Origin of the sequence: Brevibacillus gelatini, assembly GCF_003710935.1 — a bacterium.
Taxonomy (GTDB): Bacteria; Bacillota; Bacilli; order Brevibacillales; family Brevibacillaceae; genus Brevibacillus; species Brevibacillus gelatini.
The window spans coordinates 35,757-57,569 of record NZ_RHHS01000018.1; the positions used below are offsets into that span (position 1 = coordinate 35,757).

Genomic DNA, 21,813 nt, shown 5'->3' on the forward strand with positions numbered 1-21,813 from the left:
CGTCGTGTCCCCCCTCTCTTTTAACCATATGCCATCCGCCGGACAATCAGTCGCGGATGGCAGTACGGCGAGCGAGCAACTCGAAGCGGGTATGACGGCAGCGCGGGCAGCCTTTTCTTTTCAATCCTTCAATCGTCGCGATCTTTTCCGTAGCCCCGACCTTGCTGACTTGGGCGCATTTTTTGCAACGATACAAACGCTGCGAACGAACCTCTTCTCCGGTGTAAAGCGGTTTTGTGAAGGCGTGCTCCACGATTGGCGTCGTCTGTTCGGTGGTGGCAAGCACAATCATTTGCCCTTTTCCGCCCAGCATTTGCGCCCCTTCGTACTCGTTAAAATGGCTGATAACCTCGCGGACGGTCACACCCGCTTGCACGAACTGCTGTTGCATGCGCAGCGTAAAATCAGGAGACTTGTGCGCAAAGGACAGGAAAATCGGCAGTCCCTTGCGCTTTTTCAAGCCGCTGATCCCTCGCGACAAAAACAGCGACATCCCTTGCAGCGTATACGGCGGGTCAGTGAAAAAGCAATCGTATTGCTGATGCAGCTCCTTTGGCAGCGGCTTGCGCAAATCGGCACGATGGCAGCGGATCGGCAAGGCGTACTGCTTGGCGACGTCCGTAATGACTTGCAAAAAGCGCTCGTCAATGTCGACGACCTCGATTCGCCCGGAGACTGCTTTCTTCCCCGGAAACAGCCGTTTGAGCAGCAAGGCAAGCGAGACGCTGACCAAATCGTCGTCGCCCACACACAGTATGTTTTTGCCGATGAGCGCATGGCTGCGCAGGCAAAGAATCGCCCGGCGCAGACTCGTCTCTGCCGTACACTTTGCCTGGTCAAGCTGCACGTTGACTTGCGGGCGCCGCGACATAATTTGTTGCAGCTCCTGGTACAGCCCGGACAGCTCGATTTTCCAGGCGGCTTTATCTTGCATCAGTCTGTCGAACAGCTTCCGGTCCAGCCCGCCGAAGCCCAGTACGTTTTCCGTGTAAGCCCGGCCGTCTTCGGTGCAAGTCAGGCCGTTTGTCGCTTGCAGCGCCCCGGCCCGGATCAGCTCTTTTTTGATCGCCGTCGCAACCGGAACGGGCAGCATGAGTTTTCTCGCCACTTCTTTGGTCGGCATTCCCGGCTGGAAATAACAATGGATCAGAAACTGTTCGATTACGCTTGGTCCTTCTTGCAGTTGTACGTTTTGATAAGTTTCGTCGATATAGTTACACATGAGTAAACCTCTTCTCATAAGGGATGATTCCTCCCCTCTCCCACGCAAAAAAAAGCAGAGAAGAACACAATGGTTCCCCTCTGCCTTGGCCTTTCCTGTACAAAAAAACCGCGCCAAAGAGCACGGTTCCGGCAGTCGATGAGATTGGGTAGGTGGATGACCGATGTTCTTAACCAATGGCGTTCTCCCTTTTTTTGGCAGCACAAAGAAAACCAGCAAATTCGTGGCTTTTTTGCTGCAAAAACAGAGGAGAACCTTATCCAATTCGCCTAGTTAAGAACACGCACCAACATCAACATTTCCCCTTTTGAAAAGAGTTATCTATTATGTTATCGCATGAAATGAAAAATGGCAATCCTAAGCCTTGCCCCTAACTGACGGCCTTCCTCCCCACACCGTCCTGCGCACACCGCTGTTCGTGCAGCCTGCGGCCCAGCCAGTAAAACACGACGCTAAACATGGCAATCGCGGCCATCAGCATGAACATCGGCGGCCCGCCGTAAGCCTGAAGCACTATCCCTCCTGCCCACGGCCCGAGAAAGCTGCCCAGCGTGCTGACGCTTTGTGCGCCGTAGTAGGTGCCTCGCATATGCGCCGGGCTGATCTGGTCGATCTGCGCGTACTCGGCTGGCACAATCAGGATTTCACCCAACGTAAACACGATCATCGCCGCCACGAACCAGCCCCAGGTGGCAGAAAAAGCGAAGCCCAGCTCGCCGACTGCCATCAGCGCAGCTCCCCCGGCAATCCGCGAAAACAGGGAGTAGCGCTCGACCAGCCTTGTCAACGGCACCTGCAACAGCAGCACGGTAAAGCCGTTGGCGCTCATCATCACCCCGAACAGCGCCACGCCTTCTGCCATATTTTCACGCAAATACTGGGACAGCGTAACAGACATTTGCCCGTGTACCGTTACCAGCAAAATTCCCCCCACGACAAACGCGAGCAGAGCAACATCCTGTTTCAGCACGTTCCAGATTTGCGGCAAGCTCGCTTTTTCTGCGCTCTGATCGGCAGCTGCATAAGCGGACACCTGATACTTTTTGCAGGCGATCCAAAGCACGAGCGCAAACAACACCGTAGAACATGCCGCCAGCATAAATGCAAGTCCGCTGCCGGAAATCCCCAAAATCGCCCCCAGCATCGGGCCTATGGCTACCCCCAGGTTAATCGCCAAATAGCGATTGGAAAACACGCGAAACCGTTTTTCTTCCGGTGTCAAATCTGCCATCATCGCCTTCGACACAGTGCCGTAAAACGACGCAGCCAACCCAAGCAACAGGCTGACAAGCAGGAGCAAAAGCGGATGCACCAAAAAGACAAACCCCGCAAACGCTGCCGCCATCAACAGCATGGAGAGCACCATAAGCTTCTGCCGCCCGAACAAATCTGATAAAATCCCGCCCAGAAAACCGCCAAATGTCCCGGCCAATGGCCCGGCCCCAATAATCAGCCCGATGTAGGCAGGCGTGAGCGTCGTCGTTTCGCTGAGATAAATCGCCAAAAATGGAATGCTCATCATTTGCATCAGGTTGACAAATACCGTTTCCGCCATAAGCAAATGCACAATCGGATGATACGCCGCAAAAGCCTTTTTCCACTTGCCCATCTTTTGTTCTCCCTGCCTTCTTTTGACCCACCCCGAGCGGATGAGTCTGGTTCCTTACTCACGATTGTGCAAAAACGAGCGCAACAAAACAGGCAGACGCTCGATAAACGATTCGCGCAAACTGTAGGAAGAGACGTTTGTGCTTCCTGCATAGTGCGCGCGGATCAGTCCCGCCCGGCGAAGCGCCGTCACGTGGTGATGGACGGTGCTCTTGGCAAGCGACACTTGCTGCTGCAATTCTCCCAGCGTGCAGCTTTTTTCCGCGAGACAGCGCAGAATGTGAAGCCGCTTTTCATCCGCCAGACACTGGGTGAGCGGCAACAGCTCCGCCAGCGGCTGCGGCCGCGACTGTCCGGCATCTCCCACCGGATACAAGCAAGTGGCCAGTCCACGGTAAAAGTCCAGCACCGCCGCAGGAGCACAATGGTACTGCGGAATGAGCACCACCTCCCGCAAATCCGGCACCGGCTCAATCCACAGCCCGTTTGACGCATGGTCGACCAGCTCGACGGGCGACATGCTCTGCGCAAGCTCTGTCATGTCGGCGGCGCTCCGCTCCAGGCTATCCAGTATGGCTGGCGCAATCCTGGAAAAGTAATGCTCGTGCCACCGCGCCAAAAGCGACACGCTATGGTCGCGAAGCTCGCCGAGATTGAGCGGAATCGTATCCACCCATGGAGCCAGGCGCTCGTAGATTTCTCCCGGCGAAATCCTTTCCAGCCACCCGAGAAAGGCTTCTACAGAATGTTTCTGCGGGCTTTGCGCGACCAGAAGCACCAGCCTGTGCAGCACCTCCCAGCGCTCGTCGGCCAGTTCATCGGCAAAAGATTCCGGAAGCATCTGCTTCGTTTCTTCCTTCCAGGCGTTGCCGAGCTGGAAATGCTTTCGTTCCTTCTCGTGAATGTATGCATACAGGCTGATGATGCATTCATAGACGACAGTCCATTCGATTCTAATTGAATATGTATTTTTCATTCGATCACCATCGAATACATTTGTTTTTTCCAGTGTACCACTTCCATTCCCTTTTGAAAAGAGCATGTTGCCGGATGCCGAATTACGAACGGGGCTTTTGAGAGCATGAAAAAAGCAGCCCGTCACCGAAGCGACAGGCTGCTTTTTTCATGCTTGATCTGTCATGCCTTTTTACGTCAGGCGCAGGAACTCGTCGATGTCTGCCACAGCCAGGTCGACTGCTTTTTGCCAAAACTCGACGGTCGTCATGTCTTCGCCCAGATGCTTATTCGCCAAATCCTCGACCATCAGGCGGCCGGTGTCCTGCAAGAGCGCGTCGTATTTTGCCGCGAAGCTCTCGCCTTCTTCCAGTGCACGCGCGTACACGCTCAGGCTGAACAAGTAGCCGAAAGTGTACGGGAAGTTGTAGAACGGGTAGCTCGTAATGTAAAAATGCAGCTTGGATGCCCAGAAGTGCGGCTCGTACTCGGCGAGGGCGTCTTTGAACGCCGTCTTTTGCGCCTCTTCCATGATGCGGTCGAGCTCGGCTGCGCTCACCAGACCTTTTTTGCGCTGCTCGTAGAAGTTTTTCTCGAACAAAAAGCGCGCGTGAATGTTCATGAAAAACGCAACGACGGATTGCAGCTTGTCTTCGAGCAGCACGAGACGCTCTTCGTCATTGGCCGCGTTCTTCACCGCAGCGTCGGCGAGAATCATCTCGGCAAACGTCGAGGCGGTTTCCGCTACGTTCATCGCGTAGTTTTGGGCGAGCGGCGGCAGATCCCACATCACCTGCTGGTGGTACGCGTGCCCCAGCTCGTGCGCGAGCGTGGAGACGTTGCTTGCGCTGCCCGCATACGTCATGAAGATGCGGGACTGCTTGCTCACAGGGAAGCTTGTGCAGAAGCCGCCCGGACGCTTGCCAGGGCGATCCTCTGCCTCGATCCAGCCTTCCGCAAACGCCTTTTGGGCAAACTGCGCCATGCGCGGATTGAAGCGGTTGAAATGCTCGACGATCATCGCTGCTGCCTCATCGTACGACACTTTTTTGTGCACGCTTCCAATCGGAGCGGACACGTCAGACCAGCTCAGCTTGTCGATGCCGAGCAGCTTCGCCTTGCGCTCCAGGTAGGCGACGATCCGGTCTTTGCGATTGTCGATGGCCTGCCACATCGCTTCCAGCGTTTTTTCCTGCATCCGCCCGATGTCGAGCGGCTCGCGCAGCACGGAATCCCAGCCGCGGTGGCGGTACAGGGCGAGACGGAAGCCGCCCAGGTGGTTGAGCGCCTGTGCGCACAGCTCCGTTTCCTTGCCCCACGCTTCTTTCCATTTGGCAAAAACCTGGCTTCGAACGGCGCGATCCGGATGGCTCAGCAGGTTGGAAGCTTGCCCGACGGACAACTGCTTCGTCTCCCCGTCCAGCTCCACTTCGATTGTCATGCGGCCTACCACGGCGTTGTACAAATCTTGCCAGGCGTGGTACCCGTCTACAGCCAGGTCGCTCGCCAGCACTTCCTGCTCCGGCGGCAGCTTTTCCTGGGCGCGGCGGCGGCGTTCGTTCAGCACAAACGCGAGCGGCTGCAGCTCCCCGTCCTCAAGCAAGCTGTTCCATGCCGCTTCGTCGATGCGCAGCAGCTGTTCATCCCAGCGTGTCAGCACGGCGCCGAATGCAGCAGAGATCGTCTTCACCCGGCCGCCGAGCAGCTTGGCTTGTTCGTCCTTCACATTTTGCGCGGTCAGGCACGAAATGAACGCGCCCGCCTGTTTCATCCGCACCGCGATGCTTTGCACCTGAGAGACAACCTCCAAAAATGTGCCCTTTTCCTGCAAGGCGAGTGCGGCATCTTCCACGCGGGCTTTCAGTTGCGCAATATCCTTTTCCAGCTGCTCCAGAAAGGTCAAAAAGGCAGCCGATTCGCTTCCACCGGGGAAGAGTACATCCAAATCCCAACGCTGCGGCAATGCTTTCGTCATATGTATGCCTCCTCACAAACTACTGATAAAATAAATTCTATAGGATGCGAGTGATTCCTTCTAGTTTATGCAGTTCGTCCGCGTTGCTATTTATGAAAGGCAAACGTCTCTCCCTGCCGCTCGACAATGATCCGGTTTTTTTCCTCGCCCGCGGCTGCAAGCAAGCGCTGCAGCGGTTCATCCACCGGCTCGCGCGAGAGGACGAACGTGTTCCAGTGAATCGGCACCAGCCATTTGCCCCCGCTCTCCTTGAACATCTGCCACGCCTGCTCGGGCGTACAATGCGCAGCCTGGTAGGAATCGGGCTTGTAGGCTCCGATCGGCATGAACACCAGGTCAAATTGTCCAAACTTCTGCGGCAAGTGCTCCATCGACATGTAGGCGGTGTCGCCAGGGTACAAAATGCGCACGCCGTTTTTCTCGATGACGTAGCCGTTGTAGCCGTAGTCATGGTTCCATGGAAAACGGTTGCCCCAGTGTCTGACCGAAATCGCCGTGACCGTCACGCCGTCTTCTGTGGTGATGGCTTGCCCCGGAGCAAGCTCCTTGCAGGAGGCAAACGGCATGCGGCGAAGCAGCTTTCCGGTATTGCTGGCAGTGATGACGTGCGTGGACGGATGAGCCAGCCGACGCAGTGTCGGCAGGTCGACGTGATCCATGTGGGCATGAGACAATAAAATCAGATCCACGCTGCCGATCTCGTCAGCATCAAGAGCGGGAGGCGTGAAACGTCTCGGGCCAACATGCACGATTCCTGCGATGCGAAGTCCCAATTTTTCGCCTAATACAGGGTCCGTCAAGATTTTGGTTCCGTAAACATTCAATAGAATCGTAGAGTGACCTATCCATGTAAACGTCACCTCATCATCGGACCAGTTCCCGGGTGCAGGCTTCGCCTCCAGCTCTTGAAAAGGCGGCTTCGGAAGGCGTCCCATATGGTACCAGAAGCGGTACACCACGTAGCCAACAAAACCTGTAACGAGCACTCCGAGCAGGGAGCCAAGCCAGATGAGGATCGTATTTTGCATCAGAGAACCCCTTTTTCCATAACGTGATTGTCTCATTATAGCAAAAAGTTCCAACATCAACGCAAGGGAAAAACATGTCGAAAACGGTTGCTTTCCACAAGAAAGCCGCATCTTGCCGTTACGCAAAACAGCACCTGCCTCCCGTCGTGGAAAGCAGGTGCTGGCAAAGCATATTGTGGTATACTGCTACTGCCGAATGGGTCGTTGGAAAGGAGTGAACCCCATGATTTTGCACAAAGGCGAAACGCTGTTCCGACAAGGCGAGACAGGGCCGCTCTACCATCTGAAAAGCGGCATGCTCAAAATCAACCGGGTACACGCTGACGGGACGCTCACGCTGGTCAATGTCATCGTGCCAGGCGAGACGATCCCGCATCACTCGCTGCTCAGCCCGAATCCTTACTACGGAACAGCCGTTGCGCTCGTCACCTGTGAAGTCGAGGTGCTGTCGGCTGCCGACTGGTACCGGGAGCTGGAAGAAAACCACGAGAAATGCCGGGAGATCGCCCTGCAACTGCAAGGCAAGCTGCGCATGATGCAGCAGCGCATCGACCAGCTGTCCGAAGTCTCTCCGGCAGAAAGACTGCGCAAGCTGCAGCTCTGGTTCCAGTCGTTCGTTCCCGTTGCTTCCCTGTCCGAAGTGCTGACCCAGGATGAAATCGGCCAGTTCATCGGGCTGCGCCGGGAAACGGTCAACCGCTTGCTGCGCGCCCAGTCCGCCGCCCGCAAGTAAGCGCTCCGGGCTTTTTTCCCTGGCCTACTCCAATGTTCCGGCAGGGCCGAAAAACTCAAAGTGAATGTCCTGTGCAGGCACTCCCCATTCTTTCAGCGCACGGTTGATCGTTTTCATGAAAGGAACAGGGCCACAGAAATAGAAGCTGGCGTTTTTGTCGGCAATGAGGCTTTGCAGCCAAGGCAAATCGATGTAGCCCTCTTTGTGAAAGGCTTGCGCTGCCCGATCCTGCTCGGTTGGCTTTTCATAGCACCAGAACGCTTTTACTTGCGGATGCAGGGCAGCGAGTTCCTCCACACTGTCTCTCATCGCATGCACATTGCCGTTTCGTGCCGCGTGAATGAAAGTAACCGGACGATTTGGCGCTGTTTTCACCAGCGTTTTCAGCATGCTCATCATCGGTGTCAGGCCTACGCCGCCACTGATGAGCACGACAGGTCTGTCATCCTGCTGGTCCAGCGTGAAGTCGCCTGCTGGCGCGGACAGAAGCAACGTATCTCCTTCGTTGACATGCTCCCACAAGTAGACGGAGACTTTTCCGGCAGGCTTGTCGTCAATCGCATCCTCCCGTTTGACGGAAATGCGGTAGTACGGATTGCCCGGCGCGTCAGAGAGGCTGTATTGGCGAATGTGTGTATATTCTTCCCCCGGAATATCCATCTTGACGCTGATATACTGCCCCGGCTCATAGCTTGCAATCTCTTTTCCATCCTTTGGCACCAGGTAAAAGGATGTGATGACGTCGCTTTCTTTCACTTTACGCTGCACGACAAACTCCCGGAAGTCTGCCCAACCGCCTGGCTGCCCCTCTGCCTTGTCGTACATTTCGGCTTCCACGCTGATAAACGCGTCTGCGATCACGCCATATGCTTCTGCCCAAGCCTGGATGATTTCGTCTGTCGCGGCATCCCCCAGCACTTCCTTGATCGCACCGAGCAAGTTTTCCCCGACAATCGGATAATGCTCCGGCTTGATCCCCAGGCTGCGGTGCTTGTGCCCGATCTGTTTTACAACCGGCAAAATATTTTCCAGATGGTCAATGTGCAGCGCAGCCGCATACACCGCATTGGCCAGCGCCGTTTGCTGCCTGCCTTGTTTTTGGTTAGCATGGTTGAAAACGTTCAACAACTCTGGATGGTTGGCGAACATCCGTTGATAAAAACGTTTTGTTATCGCTGTCCCGTGCACTTCCAGTACAGGCACGGTGGATTTGATAATATCAATGGTTTTTTGGTTCAACATATAGTGGCCCTCCTTGAAAATTCAACGTGTGATTTATGTCACTAGTGTACCGGAGCAAAGCTTTGACCCCCTGTGATTGTAATCACAGGAAAAAGAAACGATTTGTGACAACAAAAAAGACCATCCCTCGTCTTGGCCGGGATGATCTTTTTGCGGTTTCTATGAAAATGTTTGCGGCGCTTCCTCTATCCGTTTTTTCACGAACAGGGCGATGCCGTCTATGTCGTCTATGTGAAAGCAGGGCAGCTCCGCTTGCTTCTGCTCGCCCCAGCTCACCACTCCGACCAGGTTGGACACGGACTGGAGCAAGGCAGCGTCTTCCGGTCGCCGCAGCAGCACGAGCTTGGGATAACCCTCCCGCTTGAAGCCTTCCACGAGAACGAGTTCCGCTCCGGCGGCTGCCAGACGATGTACGAGCACAGAGAGCTCCTGCGGACGCTGCTCGACAATCGCCGTCTTCGTCCGGGAGGTGATCGCCACGAGCGAAGCCCCTGCCTCGCGATAGCGCCACGTATCTTTTCCAGGTTGGTCCCATTCGAAATCGTGGCCGCCATCGTGCTTGATGACGCCCACCCGCACGCCTGCGCCCTCCAGCAGAGGGATGAGCTTCGTCAACAGCGTCGTCTTGCCGCTGTTGGCGTAACCGACGATTTGCAGTACACAAGGCTTTTTGCAAAGCTTCCATGGCTCCATTCGCTACCCTTCCTTCCTCCAGCTCGGGGCCGCATGCGTCAAAATCTCGACCAGCTCTCCTGCCTGCTTGCCGCTTCCGCCCGGCGGAATGACGATGAAACACTCACTGTCCTTGAGCGTTCCGAGATTGCCCGCCTTTTCATTGAAATCGGGCATCGCCAAAAGTACGCCGTCTTGTTCCAGGAGCCTGCCGCGCAAATAGCGCGGGTACGGGCACGGCTTTTCATAGGAGACAGCCAGTCTCGCCCGGATCATGCGCGGGAATGCCTCTGCCGCACCGGAAAGGCGCCGGATCGCCGTGCGGGCAAAAAGCTCAAAGCCAAGGAAACAGGCTCCCGGATTTCCCGAAAGCGCCAAATACGGCTTTCCTCCCACGAGCATGCTGGTCGTCGGACTGCCCGGTCGCATCGCTACCCGGTTGAACAAAAGCTCCACATCCGGCTCGTTCGTCAGGAGCGCGATCACATCGAAATCGCCCACGGACACGCCGCCGCTGGAGATGAGCAGATCGACCTGCTGCATGTATTCGCTGATTTTCTGCTTCGCCACGGCTAGTTCATCTGGCAGGCCGGAAAAGCAAACAGGGATGCCCCCCGCCTCGGCAATGAGCGCGGTCAGCATCACCGTATTGCTGTTGCGAATTTTTCCCGGAACGAGCGGCTCGTCAATGCCTAACAGCTCGCTGCCCGTCGCCAAAAGGCCCACCCGCGGCCTGCGAAAAACGTCGACCTGTGCATAGCCGAACGCGGCCAGACTGGCAATCGTCCCCGCGTTGATCCGCTCGCCAGCCTTGGCAATCACCGTTCCTTTGGCCATCTCCTCGCCGCGGCGGGAGACATTTTCCCCCGGACGCAGCGCCCGCTTGATCCAGACGGTTTCGGCGTGCTCGCCAGGGTTTTGCGTTTGCTCAAACATAATCACGGCATCGGCACCTTCCGGCAGCATCGCTCCGGTCATAATCCGCGCAGCGCAGCCTTCCGTCACTGTCCGAGTCGGCACCTGCCCCGCTGCTACTGTCTCGATTACCCGTAAGGCGAGCGGACTTGCAACAGAGGCTCCGACCGTATCTGCCGCTCTTACGGCGAAGCCGTCCAGCGGCGAGCGGTCAAAGTGCGGCAGATCATGCGTTGCGTACAAATCGCAAGCCAAAATTCGCCCGTACGCCTCCCCGATCTGCACCTGTTCTGTTTCCAGCGAAGGCAATACTGACTGCCACTTGCCCAATGCTTCCTTTACCGAGACTGTTTGTCGCGCAAAACGCATTGTCTGTTCCTCCTAATCCTGACCGCCCGTCACGCCGCTTTTGCTCAGCCGACGCTTACTTCCAGATCTTCAATCGGTTTTTCCTTGTATTTCAAATCTTTATTGGCAGTGAAGGAATCCGCCTTCTCGATCTTGACGGCCGTATTGTATTCCGGGATACCCGCGAAGGCTTCGTACACGCCTTTTGGAATCAGCACGTTTCCTTCCGGCCAGTACACCTGAATGTTCCCTCTTTTCGTATCCGCAAACTTGGCGCGTCCCTGGAAAGTGCCATAGCTATTATACACGACAATGCTCTCGCCTTCCGCAATGCGCAGCTCCCGCGCGTCCTGCGGATTGATTAAAATATCGTAGCGATCCGCGTTGTTGAACGGGTCCTTGTTGCTGTAGATCATCGAGTTGAACTGTTTGCCCCGGCGGGTTGTCACGTAAAAATGACCTACCGGCTTGTCAAGCTCCGGAATCTCGATCGGCAGTAGATTCGCCCGGCCGTCCGGCGTAGGACAGACACCGTCCTCACACAGCCAGGCCCCTCCCCATTGAAACACATCTCCGCGCTTTTTCAAATGCTGGATGCCGTCGTAGTTCGGATTCGCCTTGGCGATTTCTGCGCGAATTTCCTCGGCACTGGAAAAATGCATGAGATGCTTTTTCTCCGGATTCACGCGTGCAGCCAGGTCCACGTAAATCTGCCACTCGGCCCGCGCCTCTGCAATCCGCGGCCCCTCGATCTCGGCGCTAAAGTACACCATCCGCTCCGTACTGGTCGACGTGCCGCCGCCCGGCTGCTCGTAGCGCGTCATCGCCGGCAGGACGATTACCTCTTCCTTGGCATCGACGAGAGTAGACGTGTTGAAAATGATGTCCTGATGGACGCGCATCTCGACATTCTCCAAACATTTTTCCATGAAGTCAGGGTCAGGCATTGTCTCCAGGAAGTTGCCGCCGCTCGTGTAAAACAGCCGCGTCTTGCGTTCGTGTCCCTCTGGCAGCAGGGCGTTTTCGAGCGAGATGCCGACAATATCGCCCTGCCATTTCGGGATCGGGAACTTCCACAGCTTTTCGATTCTCGTCCAGTTCTTTTCGTCAAAATCGCCGCCGGGCAAGCTGAACGGGTCCGCTCCCATCTCCCCCGAGCCTTGCACGCCGGAGTGGCCGCGAATCGGCATCACGCCGCAGTTCTTCCGGCCCAAAAAGCCGCGCAGGATCGCCAGGTTGGCTACAGATGAAATATTGTCCGTGCCAAAGCGGTGCTGGGTCAGCCCCATGCTCCAGACAAAGACACCCGACCTGGCATTGGCGAGCAAAAGCGCAAATTCCTTCAGCCGTTCCCTGCTCAAGCCGGACGATTGCTCGATTTTCTCCCACGGCAGAGCCATGACATGCGCGCGCAGCTCGTCAAAACCGTTTGCATGCTCCCTGACAAACTCGTGATTGATCGCCGAGCCCGGATTGGCCTCTTCCATCTCAAACCAATGCTTCATCACACCGTTCATGAAGGCGATGTCGCCGCCGATGTTGACCTGGTAAAAATCGTCCGCGAGCTTCGTACCGAACAAGGCGCTCTCCGGCACCGACGGAATCCAGTATTTTTCCATCGCCGGTTCCTTGTACGGGTTAATCAGGATGATCTTCGTTCCCGCTTTTTTGGCCGCGTACATGTACTTCGTGGAGACAGGCTGGTTGTTGGCCGGAACCGAGCCGAAGAAAACGAGCACATCCGTGCCGATCCAGTCCTTGTAGTTGCAGCTCGACGCCCCGATGCCAAGCGACCGCTTCAAGGCTGTCTTGCTCGGCGAGTGGCAAATGCGGGAGGCGTTGTCGATGTTGTTCGTCCCCAAAAAGCGGGCCATTTTTGCCGCCGTATAGTACACCTCGTTCGTAATTCCCCGCGCCGTCAGGAAAAAGGCGAGCTGCTTCGGACTGATCCCCTTGATTTTGTTCGCAATCCGGTCCAGCGCGTCATTCCAGCTGATTCGCGTAAATTTGTTCTCACCCGGCTTGCGCGACAGCGGGTATGGGATTCTGCCCAGCTTGCGCAGCTGTACGCTGGACATCTTTTTCAGAGCGCTTACATCTTCGAGCCATTTGTCTTCCATCGCCGGCATTGTATTGAGACGCAGCACGTTCAGGCGGGTCGTGCACAAATGCGGGCCTGTCAATGTCTGGTCGTACAAGCCGGATACACCGAGTGCGCAGCCGTCGCAAACACCCTGGGTCAAAATCCGATACGCATAGCCCAGATTGTCCCGGTTGTCATACACGACCTTCATCGTGTCGATGATGTGATGCGGCTTGATTTTGCCGAGTCCCATAGGCATCATGGAAGCCCACAAGGAAGGCTTCAGCGACGTATCCAATTTTACTGGTCCGCTATGTTTTGTCTTGCCCATCTGCTTTTTCGCTCCTCTCTTGTCATCCGTCCGCTAGACTAAAAAACCACCATGAAACCGTCCCTGATCCCCAAAGGAAGAGAGCGCGTTCACGGTGGTTGTCTCCGGCAGGTTCGCTACCTAGTCTCAACGTCGTGTTTGCTTGCGAGGTCCGCTTGTCTAACCGGTGAACAGGAACGCTGCTTCGCTTAGACTTACGGTTCGTTTTTCCACTTTTTCTCGATGTCCTGATCGAACACAAAGATGGACATCCCAAAATCACGTTCGATGTCAATGTCGACGAACAAGTCGACGAGTTTCGCCCCCAGAAACGCCTCCATCTCGACGGGCCGGTGTTTCCGGTACATCTCCTTGACCATTTCGGTTCTGGCAGCTCGCAGTGTCTGTCTTCCATCTTCCGAAGTGGCGATAAACTTTTCCACTGGCGAAAGATTGCCTTCCATTTCGCAGATCGCCCAGTTTTTGCAAAAGGTGGTGCTGATCTTGCTCGGTCCCTTTCCCATATGGCGCTTTCGGAAAGCTCTGACCAGGTTACTGAACTCTGCTTCGAACTTATTCATCGGCGTTACTCACCTTTACTCCACTCATTCTCTACTAAAACTTTACCATTGATTAACTAGCCAATTCAACAGACTTTTCTCTTTGTTTCGCTTCTTCCTTCAATTTTCTAATATCCACCCGGATTAAGAGGGAAATGATGAAGGCGACAATAAACATCGCGGCGAACACGCTCATCGTTCCTGTGTAGCTTTGCGTCGCCTCGCGTACCCACGCGGCAAAGATCGGCCCGGCCAGCCCTGCCGCCGCCCATGCGGTCAGGATGTAGCCGTGAATCGCCCCAAGCTGCCTTGTGCCAAACAGGTCGCCAATGTAGGCCGGAATCGACGCGAAGCCGCCCCCGTAGCAGGTCATGATAATGAACATCGCAATCATGAACAGCACCGGACTATTTATGTTTGGCAACAGGAAAAACAGCACCATCTGGATCGCGAAAAACGCCGTATACGTATTCGCCCGTCCGATGTAGTCAGACAGCGACGCCCAGCCGATCCGTCCCCCGCCGTTGAACAGGCCGTTTAGCCCCACCATCAAGGCAGCGGTCTGCACAGACATGCCGACCATTTCCTGCGCCATCGGGGAGGCGACAGAAATGACAGCGATCCCGCATGTCACGTTGATGAACAGCATCAGCCACAGCCAGTAAAAACGGCGCGTCTTGATCGCTTCGTTGGCAGTAAGCTGGCACAAGTCTTTTTTGATTTGCTTGTCGCCTGCTCCTTCGGCAGTCGAAAATCCTGCGGGAACCCAGTCTTTTGGCGGCGGAGACAAATATTGCGCAGATGCAAACATGACACCGAAATAAATGATGCCTAAAATGTAAAAGGTATTCGCGATTCCGACACTCTCAATCAGCGCGTTCATGATCGGGCTGGCAATCATCGAAGCGAAGCCAAAGCCCATGATCGCAAGTCCGGTCGCCAATCCGCGGCGATCCGGAAACCATTTCACAAGCGTGGACACCGGAGTAATATACCCGACACCAAGCCCGATTCCGCCCAGCACGCCGTAGCATATGTACAGCAGAGGCAGACTGGCAAGCTGAATGGCCAGCCCGGAACCGACGATCCCGACGCCGAAAAAGAGCGAGGCCAGCGTTCCGGCTTTTCGCGGCCCATGCTTCTCCACGTAATGTCCGAGAAAGGCGGCAGACAGCCCGAGAAACAAAATGGCGATACTGAAGGTGAACTGCACATCCGGCAGATCCCAGCCGAACTGCTGGGTAATCGGCTTCGTAAATACGCTCCACGCGTACACCGATCCAATCGAGATATGAATCCCGACCGCAGCCAGCGCAATCAGCCAACGGTTCTTCACTTGTTGCTCCATCATGTTCATCTCCTTTAAAATGGTTTTGTTCGGAATGCCGCCCAATCACTGGTGCGCCACTCCCAAAGCAAAAGAAAAACTGCCGATTTCATCGACACCCCCTGCTTGTTTCCGTCTGTCTATACGGAAACAAAGCAAAGGCATCAATGAAACACAGCAGTTAATCATCAGCAGGAACGCTACATCAGCATCAACAAGCACGTGCCCATCGTATTTAATTGGCGTTTTTCGAAAGCGAGAGATTCGGTGACAGGTTCGCTGTTCCGTGTCTTTTCGCTCTGTACGCACAATAAATTACTGAAAGTCGAAAATTTTATGACACTTTTTCCCTTACATAGTATACTACCATGTAAGCGCTCTCTCGACAACATTTTCTCTGTCAAAATCTGTTCACAACTGCTTGTCTATTCTCAAAGCACTACATAAGACAGGAGGTTCACATGTCAGAACTGAGCAAAACAACCCGTCGGCGCGTCTTGAAGGTTGCAGCAGACCAGCACAACTGGGAAGACGATGAGATCGTCACAGAGTACCCGCTCACGATTTTTCTCAATGACGAAGAGTTCGCGACCGTCGTCTGCACCCCGGCCGATCTGGATGAGATGGTGATCGGATTTCTCGCGGCGGAGGGAGCGATCCAGGGCTACGAAGAGATCAAGCAAATCACGATTGATGAAGCAAAAGGACTGGCCTATGTAGACCTGCACAAGCAGACAATCCTGTCCCAAAGCTTTTACTCCAAGCGCAGAATTACGTCCTGCTGCGGCAAAAGCAGGCAGTCTTTCTACTTTTTCAGCGATGCCCGCACAGCAAAACCAGCCAGCGGCACCATCTCCGCCACCTTTGCCCAATGCATCAAGCTCATGGACGAGCTGCAAGCCTCCTCCGTCATCCATCGGCAGACAGGCGGCGTTCACAACGCGGCTCTGTGCACCCCCGACCAGGTCCTCTTGCAATACTCGGATATTGGACGCCACAATGCACTGGACAAAATTTACGGGAAGTGCCTGCGGGATCACATTTCGACCACGGACAAAATTCTCGTATTCAGCGGACGCCTCTCGTCTGAGGTTTTGTTGAAAGCCGCCAAAATCGGCGCAGGCATTATCCTGTCCAAATCGGCTCCAACGGACCTTGCCCTGCAGCTGGCAGAGGAGCTGCAAATCACCGCTGTCGGATTCATCCGCGAAAACAAAATGAATGTATACACGCATCCGGAGCGGATTATTTTGCCCTAGATGCGCTTCAGCAAAAAACAGGACATGCCTACTGCTGTCCTGTTTTTCTTCGCTTTTCCTCGCGAATGGCCATATCGTACTCTTCCGGTGTGTTCACATTGAACAGCGCCCACGGGTCGAGCCAGCCGTCCGGCACCTCCAGGACGAACAGCTGGCGAATCGTATTCATCAGCCGCAGGTCGCCTTGTTCCAGCGCGTTTTCCCAGCGGGGCTGCGTACTTTTGCGATACAAGGCGCACAGCGGATGAATCCGCCCCTGTGCAGTAGGAATGACCGCGTCCCAGCCGTCTTTTCCGGCGGCGTAGGCAAGCAGGCTTGCCATCTGCGTCCGGTCCATAAACGGCAGGTCGCAGGAGAGCACGAGCAGCACATCCTCGGCACATAGACGAAAGGCCGTTACGAGACCGCTCACAGGCCCCGCAGACGGCACCAGGTCCGGCGTCACGCTCACACCGTCTTGTTCGGCAAGCTCAGCAGGTATGCGTTCAGGCTCGTTGGACACGATCAGGCAAGGCAGCCCCATGGCCAAAATTTCTTTTCCCATCTCCGTCAAAAAAGTGCCTTCGCGCCATGGTAGCTGGTCTTTCGGGACGCCCATCCGGCTGCTTTTTCCACCAGCCAAAATGACCGCGTGTACGCTTGGCTGCATAAACATCTCCTGCCGTCCCTTCAATTTTTCGTGAAAGAGTTGACAATAATTATTATTAGTTTATAATAATTATAAACAAGAAATCACTTTAAAAAAGGAGCGGTTATCAAGATGGAAAACAACGTGTTTCAAGTATTGAATAAACAAGTGGCAAACTGGACGGTTCTGTATACAAAGCTGCACAACTTCCACTGGAATGTAAAAGGCCCGCACTTCTTCACCCTGCACGCAAAGTTCGAGGAGCTTTACAACGAAGCCGCGGCGCATATGGATGCTTTGGCAGAGCGCGTACTGGCCATTGGCGGCAAGCCGGTAGGTACGCTCAGCGCATGTTTGCGCACAGCAAGCATCACGGAAGCAACCGGTAACGAAACAGCCGAACAAATGGTGGAAGCCGTCGCCCGTGACTTCGCGATTCTCGTCGACGAACTGAAGCTCGGGATCGAAGCTGCCGAGCAGGCAGGCGATGAAGCTACCGCAGACATGCTCCTGGAAATTCGCAGCGGTCTGGAAAAACACATCTGGATGCTCAACGCATTCCTGCAATAACAGCCTGTCCGGCTCAATCAAATACAAAGGGGCGATCGTGCTTGCACGTCGCCTTTTTGTTGTGGAATCATGTGTCCTCCCCGGACGGGCAAGCCGTACTTTCTATGCCAGTGAAAAAACAAGTTTCCGTCCATCTTTTTCTACTTTTACCTGCGGCAGAAACTTCAATGATTTTTGTACGCCGATGTAAGGGCTGGCAAACTCGATGTCGTGCCTTTCCTTCAACACCAGGCAGAGATCGGCCAGGGTCATTGGTGACATGCTTTCTCGCAGGATGTTCTCAATGTAATTGGCCACTTCCTGATAATTGTGACGAATGTGGGTCTTCCTTACCTTGATCCGCTTGACCATGTCTTCCGGAAGTTCCTCGGTTGCCACCGCTACTTCTTCCGACTGCTGAATTACGTCCGCGCCTACCTGGTCATCCATTTCCCGAATCCTGTTCAGAAGCTGCTTGATTTCTGCTCCGAGCTGCTTGTCCTGATCTACGTATTGTCGGCGCAAAGCCATTCGCTGCTCCAACGTGGCCTGCAGAGTCATCTGCAACGCTTTTCGCTCATTAAACATTTCGCTATGTATTCCCCTTTTCACAAAAAGTTAAATTTTGTGTAATTATAAATTCCATGATAATATAATTTTTCCCCTATGAAAACGGGAAATTTAGGCTCACAAACGATGGGCAGCCGCTTATCTTAGTGTTAGATGTTCAATCTCAAGCAACAAGGAAAGGATGCACGGGATGGACTATCATCTAACGATTGTTGGGCTTTTGGTAGGCTTTCTTGTCGGCCTCACCGGAGTAGGCGGCGCTGCCCTGCTTACCCCGATCCTGATTTTTTTGGGCATCCAGCCAACCGTTGCCGTAGGCACTGATCTGGCGTACAACGCCATCACGAAAATTTTCGGCACATGGCAGCATTGGCGGCAAAAAACCGTTCACTTTCCTATCGTGCTGTACTTTGCACTGGGCAGCATTCCAAGCGCCATCGCAGCCGTCCATGTCATGAACTGGATTCAGCTTTACGTCGCTTCCGCCGATCAGATTTTCAAAAAGATACTTGGCTTCGCCTTGATCCTCATACCGCTCGCCATGCTGGTCAAAAGCTTGCTGAACCGCCGCAAGCCCCAGCTCAATTCCTGGCAGCAAAAAACCGTCTCCCAAAAGCGCTTTGTGCTGATTGGCATCGGCGCCTTTCTCGGCTTTCTCGTCGGTCTGACCTCAATCGGCAGCGGCTCGCTGTTCGCAATCGCCCTGATGCACCTTTTTGCCATCTCGGGAAAAGAAGTAGTCGGTACCGACATCGCGCACGCCTTTTTCCTGACCACCGCCGCCGGACTCGCTCACATGAGCTTCGGTACAGTTGATTTGTCCATCGTCGTACAGCTGCTGCTCGGCTCGATCCCCGGTGTGCTTATCGGCAGCAGGCTCTCCTGCAAAGTGCCGACCGTCTTTTTGCGCTGGGTAATTTCGATTGTGATTATGATTAGCGGGATGAAAATAATATGATGATTCTTGCAGCTTGAAAAACGCTGTTGTATCGACGCAACAGCGTTTTTTATTTTTCCAAAAAGCGGAATATCATCCCGGATTCAGATAAACCAGTGGATACATCTCGTTGTTTTTCTTTAGATGTGACCAGACTTCATCGTTCTTCCAGCGTGTGCCCTGTTGCCAGCGGTGTGTTTGGCAATCGAAAGGTGCCGTATTTTACAGCAATCTTTTTTCATCAATATTCAATAAAAAGTAATTTTATTCATACATAGGTTTCACCGGGGGCATCTCTGGGTATGAATTGTTACGAGGGCCTGCCAATGGCTTCGTGACGGCTGACAAGTCCCCTCCATGTCTAACCCAGTAAAAGCTTGTGCTACTATTTTTCCATGCATCCATGATGTATACCAGCAAAAATGATTCTCAAAACTTATTTTCTATTAATTGGGGGGTACTACATGAAATGGACAATTAGAAAGAAAATTATCGGGGGATTTTTAACTGTCGCTCTCCTTCTGGTGATTGTGAGTGGATTTTCTTTTTACTCTCTCGATAGCGTAGACAACTCGTACACGGATCTGTTGGACAGAAGGGCGCAAATCGTCATCAACGTCAAGAGTATTCAGGTACATGCTACGCAGATGAACAGCAGTTTGAGAGACTACCTCCTTACACAAAGTGCAGAAGCCACGCAAAAAATGAACGATGCCAGCAAGCAATTATCTGAATTGGCATCCGCCACTCTGGCAATCTCCCTGACCCCGGAAACCCAGGGGGCATTGAACAATATTCTGTCCTTAAACAAGCAACACGACGAGGTAAGAAATCGAATTTCCTCGATGAGCAAAGAGCAGGCCTTGGCGATTGCCAACACCACGTTGATTCCCCTTTCCAGGGACATTCTAGCAGTAGCGGACGAAATTAATGAGCGAGAGCAAAAACGATTGACGCAAGACTCGCAAGACATCACCATTCTGGTACACGATGTGGTCAATACAGGGGTCATTATCAATGCGATTGCCGTCATCCTGGCGCTTTTCATTGGTTATTTTGTTTCCAGGTTGATTGCAAGACCAATCGCATTACTCTCGGCCAACGCAGAAAAAATTGCTGCGCTAGACCTGACAGTTGAAGATATTCATGTAAAGAACAAAGATGAGATCGGGGAACTGGCCCTTTCCTTTAATGCGATGAAAACCAATTTGCGCAACCTGATCCATCATGTGGGAACCAATGCCGAACAGGTTGCCGCATCGGCAGAAGAGCTGACAGCAAGTGCTGAACAAACAAGCAGAGCCACAGAGCAAGTTGCTTCCATCATGCAGCAAGTAGCCTCAGGCTCCGAGCAACAAGCCTCCAGCGTAGACCAGAGTGCCCAGACTGTTAACGTGATGGCACAAGAAGTTGAAAACATTGCAGCCAACGCGCAGAAGGTATCCGATTCCGCAGTGCAAGCATCCCAAATGGCAGAGGATGGAAGACAGTCGATCCAAAGCGCTAACAATCAGATGGGATCGATTCACACCAAAGTGAATGATCTGGCAGATGTTATCAAAGAATTAGGCAATCGTTCCGATGAAATCGGGCAAATTGTTCAAGTGATTACCGACATTGCTTCACAAACGAATTTGTTGGCGTTGAACGCAGCCATTGAAGCGGCACGGGCAGGTGAACATGGCAGAGGATTTGCCGTCGTTGCAGAGGAAGTAAGAAAACTGGCGGAGCAGTCGGCCGGGTCCGCCAATAAAATCAACGACTTGATTTCGCTGATCCGTGAACAGATGGAAAAAGCGCTCGTGTCCATGGATCAGGTGAAAGACGAAGTGAGCGAAGGCATGGTAGTAGGTGCCCAAGCAGGAACGTCCTTCGAGCACATCCAGCGTTCCGTGGATGACGTCGCTGTTCAGATTCAAGAGGTATCAGCCGGTGCGCAGCGAGTCGCAGCGTCTATGGAAGAAATCGTGCAATCTGTCACAGCCATACGGGAAGTCGCGAGAGAAACAGCCGCAGGAACCCAAAATGTTTCTGCAGCTACAGAAGAGCAATTGGCCTCTATGGAAGAAATCTCTTCGTCAGCCTTGGCGCTGTCTAAGATGTCTGAGGAACTTCAGAAGATCATTTCGAATTTTAAGGTTTAGTGAAAGAGTCATATGTTCTTGCTGGGTTGGTGGATAAATAGGATGGTATGAGGGGAGAAAGGTTCGACGGGGCTGTCTCGAAAGTCGCTATTTCGACTTCGAGACGCCCCTTTTGTCTGTCAGAAACGTTGATGTAATCAAGCTTTTAATTTTGAAACACGAATGGAACTGCGCTTTTTGGACATCCCCGTCATTTTTTTGCTGCTTCGAGGGCGGGCATGACGGATTGGAAGAGTTGTTACGTGATGCCAGACCGCGTGCTTGTGCAGACTTTTTAAGCCGGGAGAGCGTTGGCGATAGCTGTGGAAATAATAAATTCTACAAAGAGCAGGCATTTAAGAAATTTGTTGACAAGCGGGGGAAAAAGAAACCTCAAACGACATTGATTAGTTGTTGGGAGAATCTATTAATCTACACACTTTATTTTATTTTTACTGCTTTTTTCTTTTGTATATTAATTTCATATTTCTCATCTGGAAAAGGAGACTCCTTGGTAGTGTGAAGAAGGTAAATGTTTTCGTTAGTAGTTGGTTCGAGGAGAGCGTAAAAAGTTTTGTGTAAATGGTTAAACTTCCCATTAAGGAGATGATCATTTATGCAAGACAAAAGAGACATGACGATCAAGGAGTTAGCGAAGGATTGCCGTACCATCGAAGACGTGCACACCATGCTGAAAGATTTGTTCCGTGACACCATCCAGCAGTTGTTTGAAGCTGAAATGGATGCCCATTTGGGCTATACCAAACATA

General features: G+C 53.5%; 19 protein-coding genes and 1 pseudogene. 7 read left to right on the top strand and 13 right to left on the bottom strand.

The window, feature by feature from the left end:
- Window positions 1-46 precede the first annotated feature (46 nt).
- From EDM57_RS08695 to EDM57_RS08715, 5 genes are all read right to left on the bottom strand, one after another.
- Complete coding sequence (locus EDM57_RS08695; protein WP_122904382.1) at window positions 47-1,222, bottom strand: bis-aminopropyl spermidine synthase family protein; 1,176 nt, start codon at window positions 1,220-1,222, stop codon at window positions 47-49.
- A 370-nt stretch (window positions 1,223-1,592) separates the two neighbouring features.
- Complete coding sequence (locus EDM57_RS08700; RefSeq protein WP_122904383.1) at window positions 1,593-2,831, bottom strand: MDR family MFS transporter; 1,239 nt, start codon at window positions 2,829-2,831, stop codon at window positions 1,593-1,595.
- A 54-nt stretch (window positions 2,832-2,885) separates the two neighbouring features.
- The gene (locus tag EDM57_RS08705; RefSeq protein WP_122904384.1) at window positions 2,886-3,806 is read right to left on the bottom strand and encodes an ArsR/SmtB family transcription factor; all 921 of its coding nucleotides are present in this window, start codon (window positions 3,804-3,806) and stop codon (window positions 2,886-2,888) included.
- Window positions 3,807-3,977: 171 nt separating this feature from the next.
- On the bottom strand, window positions 3,978-5,759 hold the full coding sequence (locus EDM57_RS08710) for a M3 family oligoendopeptidase (RefSeq protein WP_122904385.1): 1,782 nt from the start codon (window positions 5,757-5,759) through the stop codon (window positions 3,978-3,980).
- An 86-nt stretch (window positions 5,760-5,845) separates the two neighbouring features.
- Window positions 5,846-6,787 (bottom strand): MBL fold metallo-hydrolase, encoded by a 942-nt coding sequence (locus tag EDM57_RS08715; protein ID WP_122904386.1) that lies wholly within the window; start codon window positions 6,785-6,787, stop codon window positions 5,846-5,848.
- Window positions 6,788-7,010: 223 nt separating this feature from the next.
- Here EDM57_RS08715 and EDM57_RS08720 point away from each other — a divergent pair, with 223 nt between their 5' ends.
- Complete coding sequence (locus EDM57_RS08720; RefSeq protein ID WP_122904387.1) at window positions 7,011-7,520, top strand: Crp/Fnr family transcriptional regulator; 510 nt, start codon at window positions 7,011-7,013, stop codon at window positions 7,518-7,520.
- 24 nt (window positions 7,521-7,544) lie between these two features.
- On the opposite strand, the gene hmpA is transcribed toward EDM57_RS08720, so the two are convergent.
- From hmpA to EDM57_RS08750, 6 genes are all read right to left on the bottom strand, one after another.
- Window positions 7,545-8,762: an NO-inducible flavohemoprotein gene (gene hmpA, locus EDM57_RS08725; protein ID WP_122904388.1), complete on the bottom strand. Its 1,218-nt coding sequence runs from the start codon at window positions 8,760-8,762 to the stop codon at window positions 7,545-7,547.
- 159 nt (window positions 8,763-8,921) lie between these two features.
- The gene (gene mobB / locus EDM57_RS08730) at window positions 8,922-9,455 is read right to left on the bottom strand and encodes a molybdopterin-guanine dinucleotide biosynthesis protein B (RefSeq protein ID WP_122904389.1); all 534 of its coding nucleotides are present in this window, start codon (window positions 9,453-9,455) and stop codon (window positions 8,922-8,924) included.
- 3 nt (window positions 9,456-9,458) lie between these two features.
- Entirely contained in the window at window positions 9,459-10,718 is a 1,260-nt protein-coding gene (locus EDM57_RS08735; protein WP_122904390.1) for a molybdopterin molybdotransferase MoeA, read from the bottom strand.
- Window positions 10,719-10,762: 44 nt separating this feature from the next.
- Window positions 10,763-13,111 (bottom strand): FdhF/YdeP family oxidoreductase, encoded by a 2,349-nt coding sequence (locus EDM57_RS08740; protein WP_122904391.1) that lies wholly within the window; start codon window positions 13,109-13,111, stop codon window positions 10,763-10,765.
- 194 nt (window positions 13,112-13,305) lie between these two features.
- Window positions 13,306-13,671 carry a Na-translocating system protein MpsC family protein gene (locus tag EDM57_RS08745; RefSeq protein ID WP_122904392.1) on the bottom strand — a complete coding sequence of 122 codons (366 nt, stop codon included), beginning with the start codon at window positions 13,669-13,671 and terminating at the stop codon, window positions 13,306-13,308.
- A gap of 52 nt (window positions 13,672-13,723) precedes the next feature.
- On the bottom strand, window positions 13,724-14,998 hold the full coding sequence (locus tag EDM57_RS08750) for an L-lactate MFS transporter (protein ID WP_122904401.1): 1,275 nt from the start codon (window positions 14,996-14,998) through the stop codon (window positions 13,724-13,726).
- Window positions 14,999-15,438: 440 nt separating this feature from the next.
- On the opposite strand from EDM57_RS08750, the gene fdhD reads away from it, so the two are divergent.
- The gene (gene fdhD, locus EDM57_RS08755) at window positions 15,439-16,236 is read left to right on the top strand and encodes a formate dehydrogenase accessory sulfurtransferase FdhD (RefSeq protein WP_122904393.1); all 798 of its coding nucleotides are present in this window, start codon (window positions 15,439-15,441) and stop codon (window positions 16,234-16,236) included.
- Window positions 16,237-16,264: 28 nt separating this feature from the next.
- Here fdhD and mobA read toward each other — a convergent pair whose 3' ends face one another.
- Window positions 16,265-16,885 carry a molybdenum cofactor guanylyltransferase gene (gene mobA, locus EDM57_RS08760; RefSeq protein WP_122904394.1) on the bottom strand — a complete coding sequence of 207 codons (621 nt, stop codon included), beginning with the start codon at window positions 16,883-16,885 and terminating at the stop codon, window positions 16,265-16,267.
- A 111-nt stretch (window positions 16,886-16,996) separates the two neighbouring features.
- Between mobA and EDM57_RS08765 the strand changes: the two genes are divergently transcribed.
- Window positions 16,997-17,434 (top strand): Dps family protein, encoded by a 438-nt coding sequence (locus EDM57_RS08765; protein WP_122904395.1) that lies wholly within the window; start codon window positions 16,997-16,999, stop codon window positions 17,432-17,434.
- 102 nt (window positions 17,435-17,536) lie between these two features.
- Here the strand turns inward: EDM57_RS08765 and EDM57_RS08770 are convergent, their stop codons facing one another.
- Entirely contained in the window at window positions 17,537-18,001 is a 465-nt protein-coding gene (locus tag EDM57_RS08770) for a hypothetical protein (protein WP_122904396.1), read from the bottom strand.
- Between the two features lie 172 nt (window positions 18,002-18,173).
- Here EDM57_RS08770 and EDM57_RS08775 point away from each other — a divergent pair, with 172 nt between their 5' ends.
- The 4 genes and pseudogenes from EDM57_RS08775 to EDM57_RS08790 form a co-directional block, all read left to right on the top strand.
- Window positions 18,174-18,941: a sulfite exporter TauE/SafE family protein gene (locus EDM57_RS08775; protein WP_122904397.1), complete on the top strand. Its 768-nt coding sequence runs from the start codon at window positions 18,174-18,176 to the stop codon at window positions 18,939-18,941.
- A 443-nt stretch (window positions 18,942-19,384) separates the two neighbouring features.
- Window positions 19,385-21,064 carry a methyl-accepting chemotaxis protein gene (locus tag EDM57_RS08780; protein ID WP_170163414.1) on the top strand — a complete coding sequence of 560 codons (1,680 nt, stop codon included), beginning with the start codon at window positions 19,385-19,387 and terminating at the stop codon, window positions 21,062-21,064.
- Window positions 21,065-21,290: 226 nt separating this feature from the next.
- The gene (locus tag EDM57_RS23255) at window positions 21,291-21,566 is read left to right on the top strand and encodes a hypothetical protein (RefSeq protein WP_170163415.1); all 276 of its coding nucleotides are present in this window, start codon (window positions 21,291-21,293) and stop codon (window positions 21,564-21,566) included.
- 93 nt (window positions 21,567-21,659) lie between these two features.
- Window positions 21,660-21,813: pseudogene (locus EDM57_RS08790) on the top strand (IS256 family transposase); the annotation flags it as partial.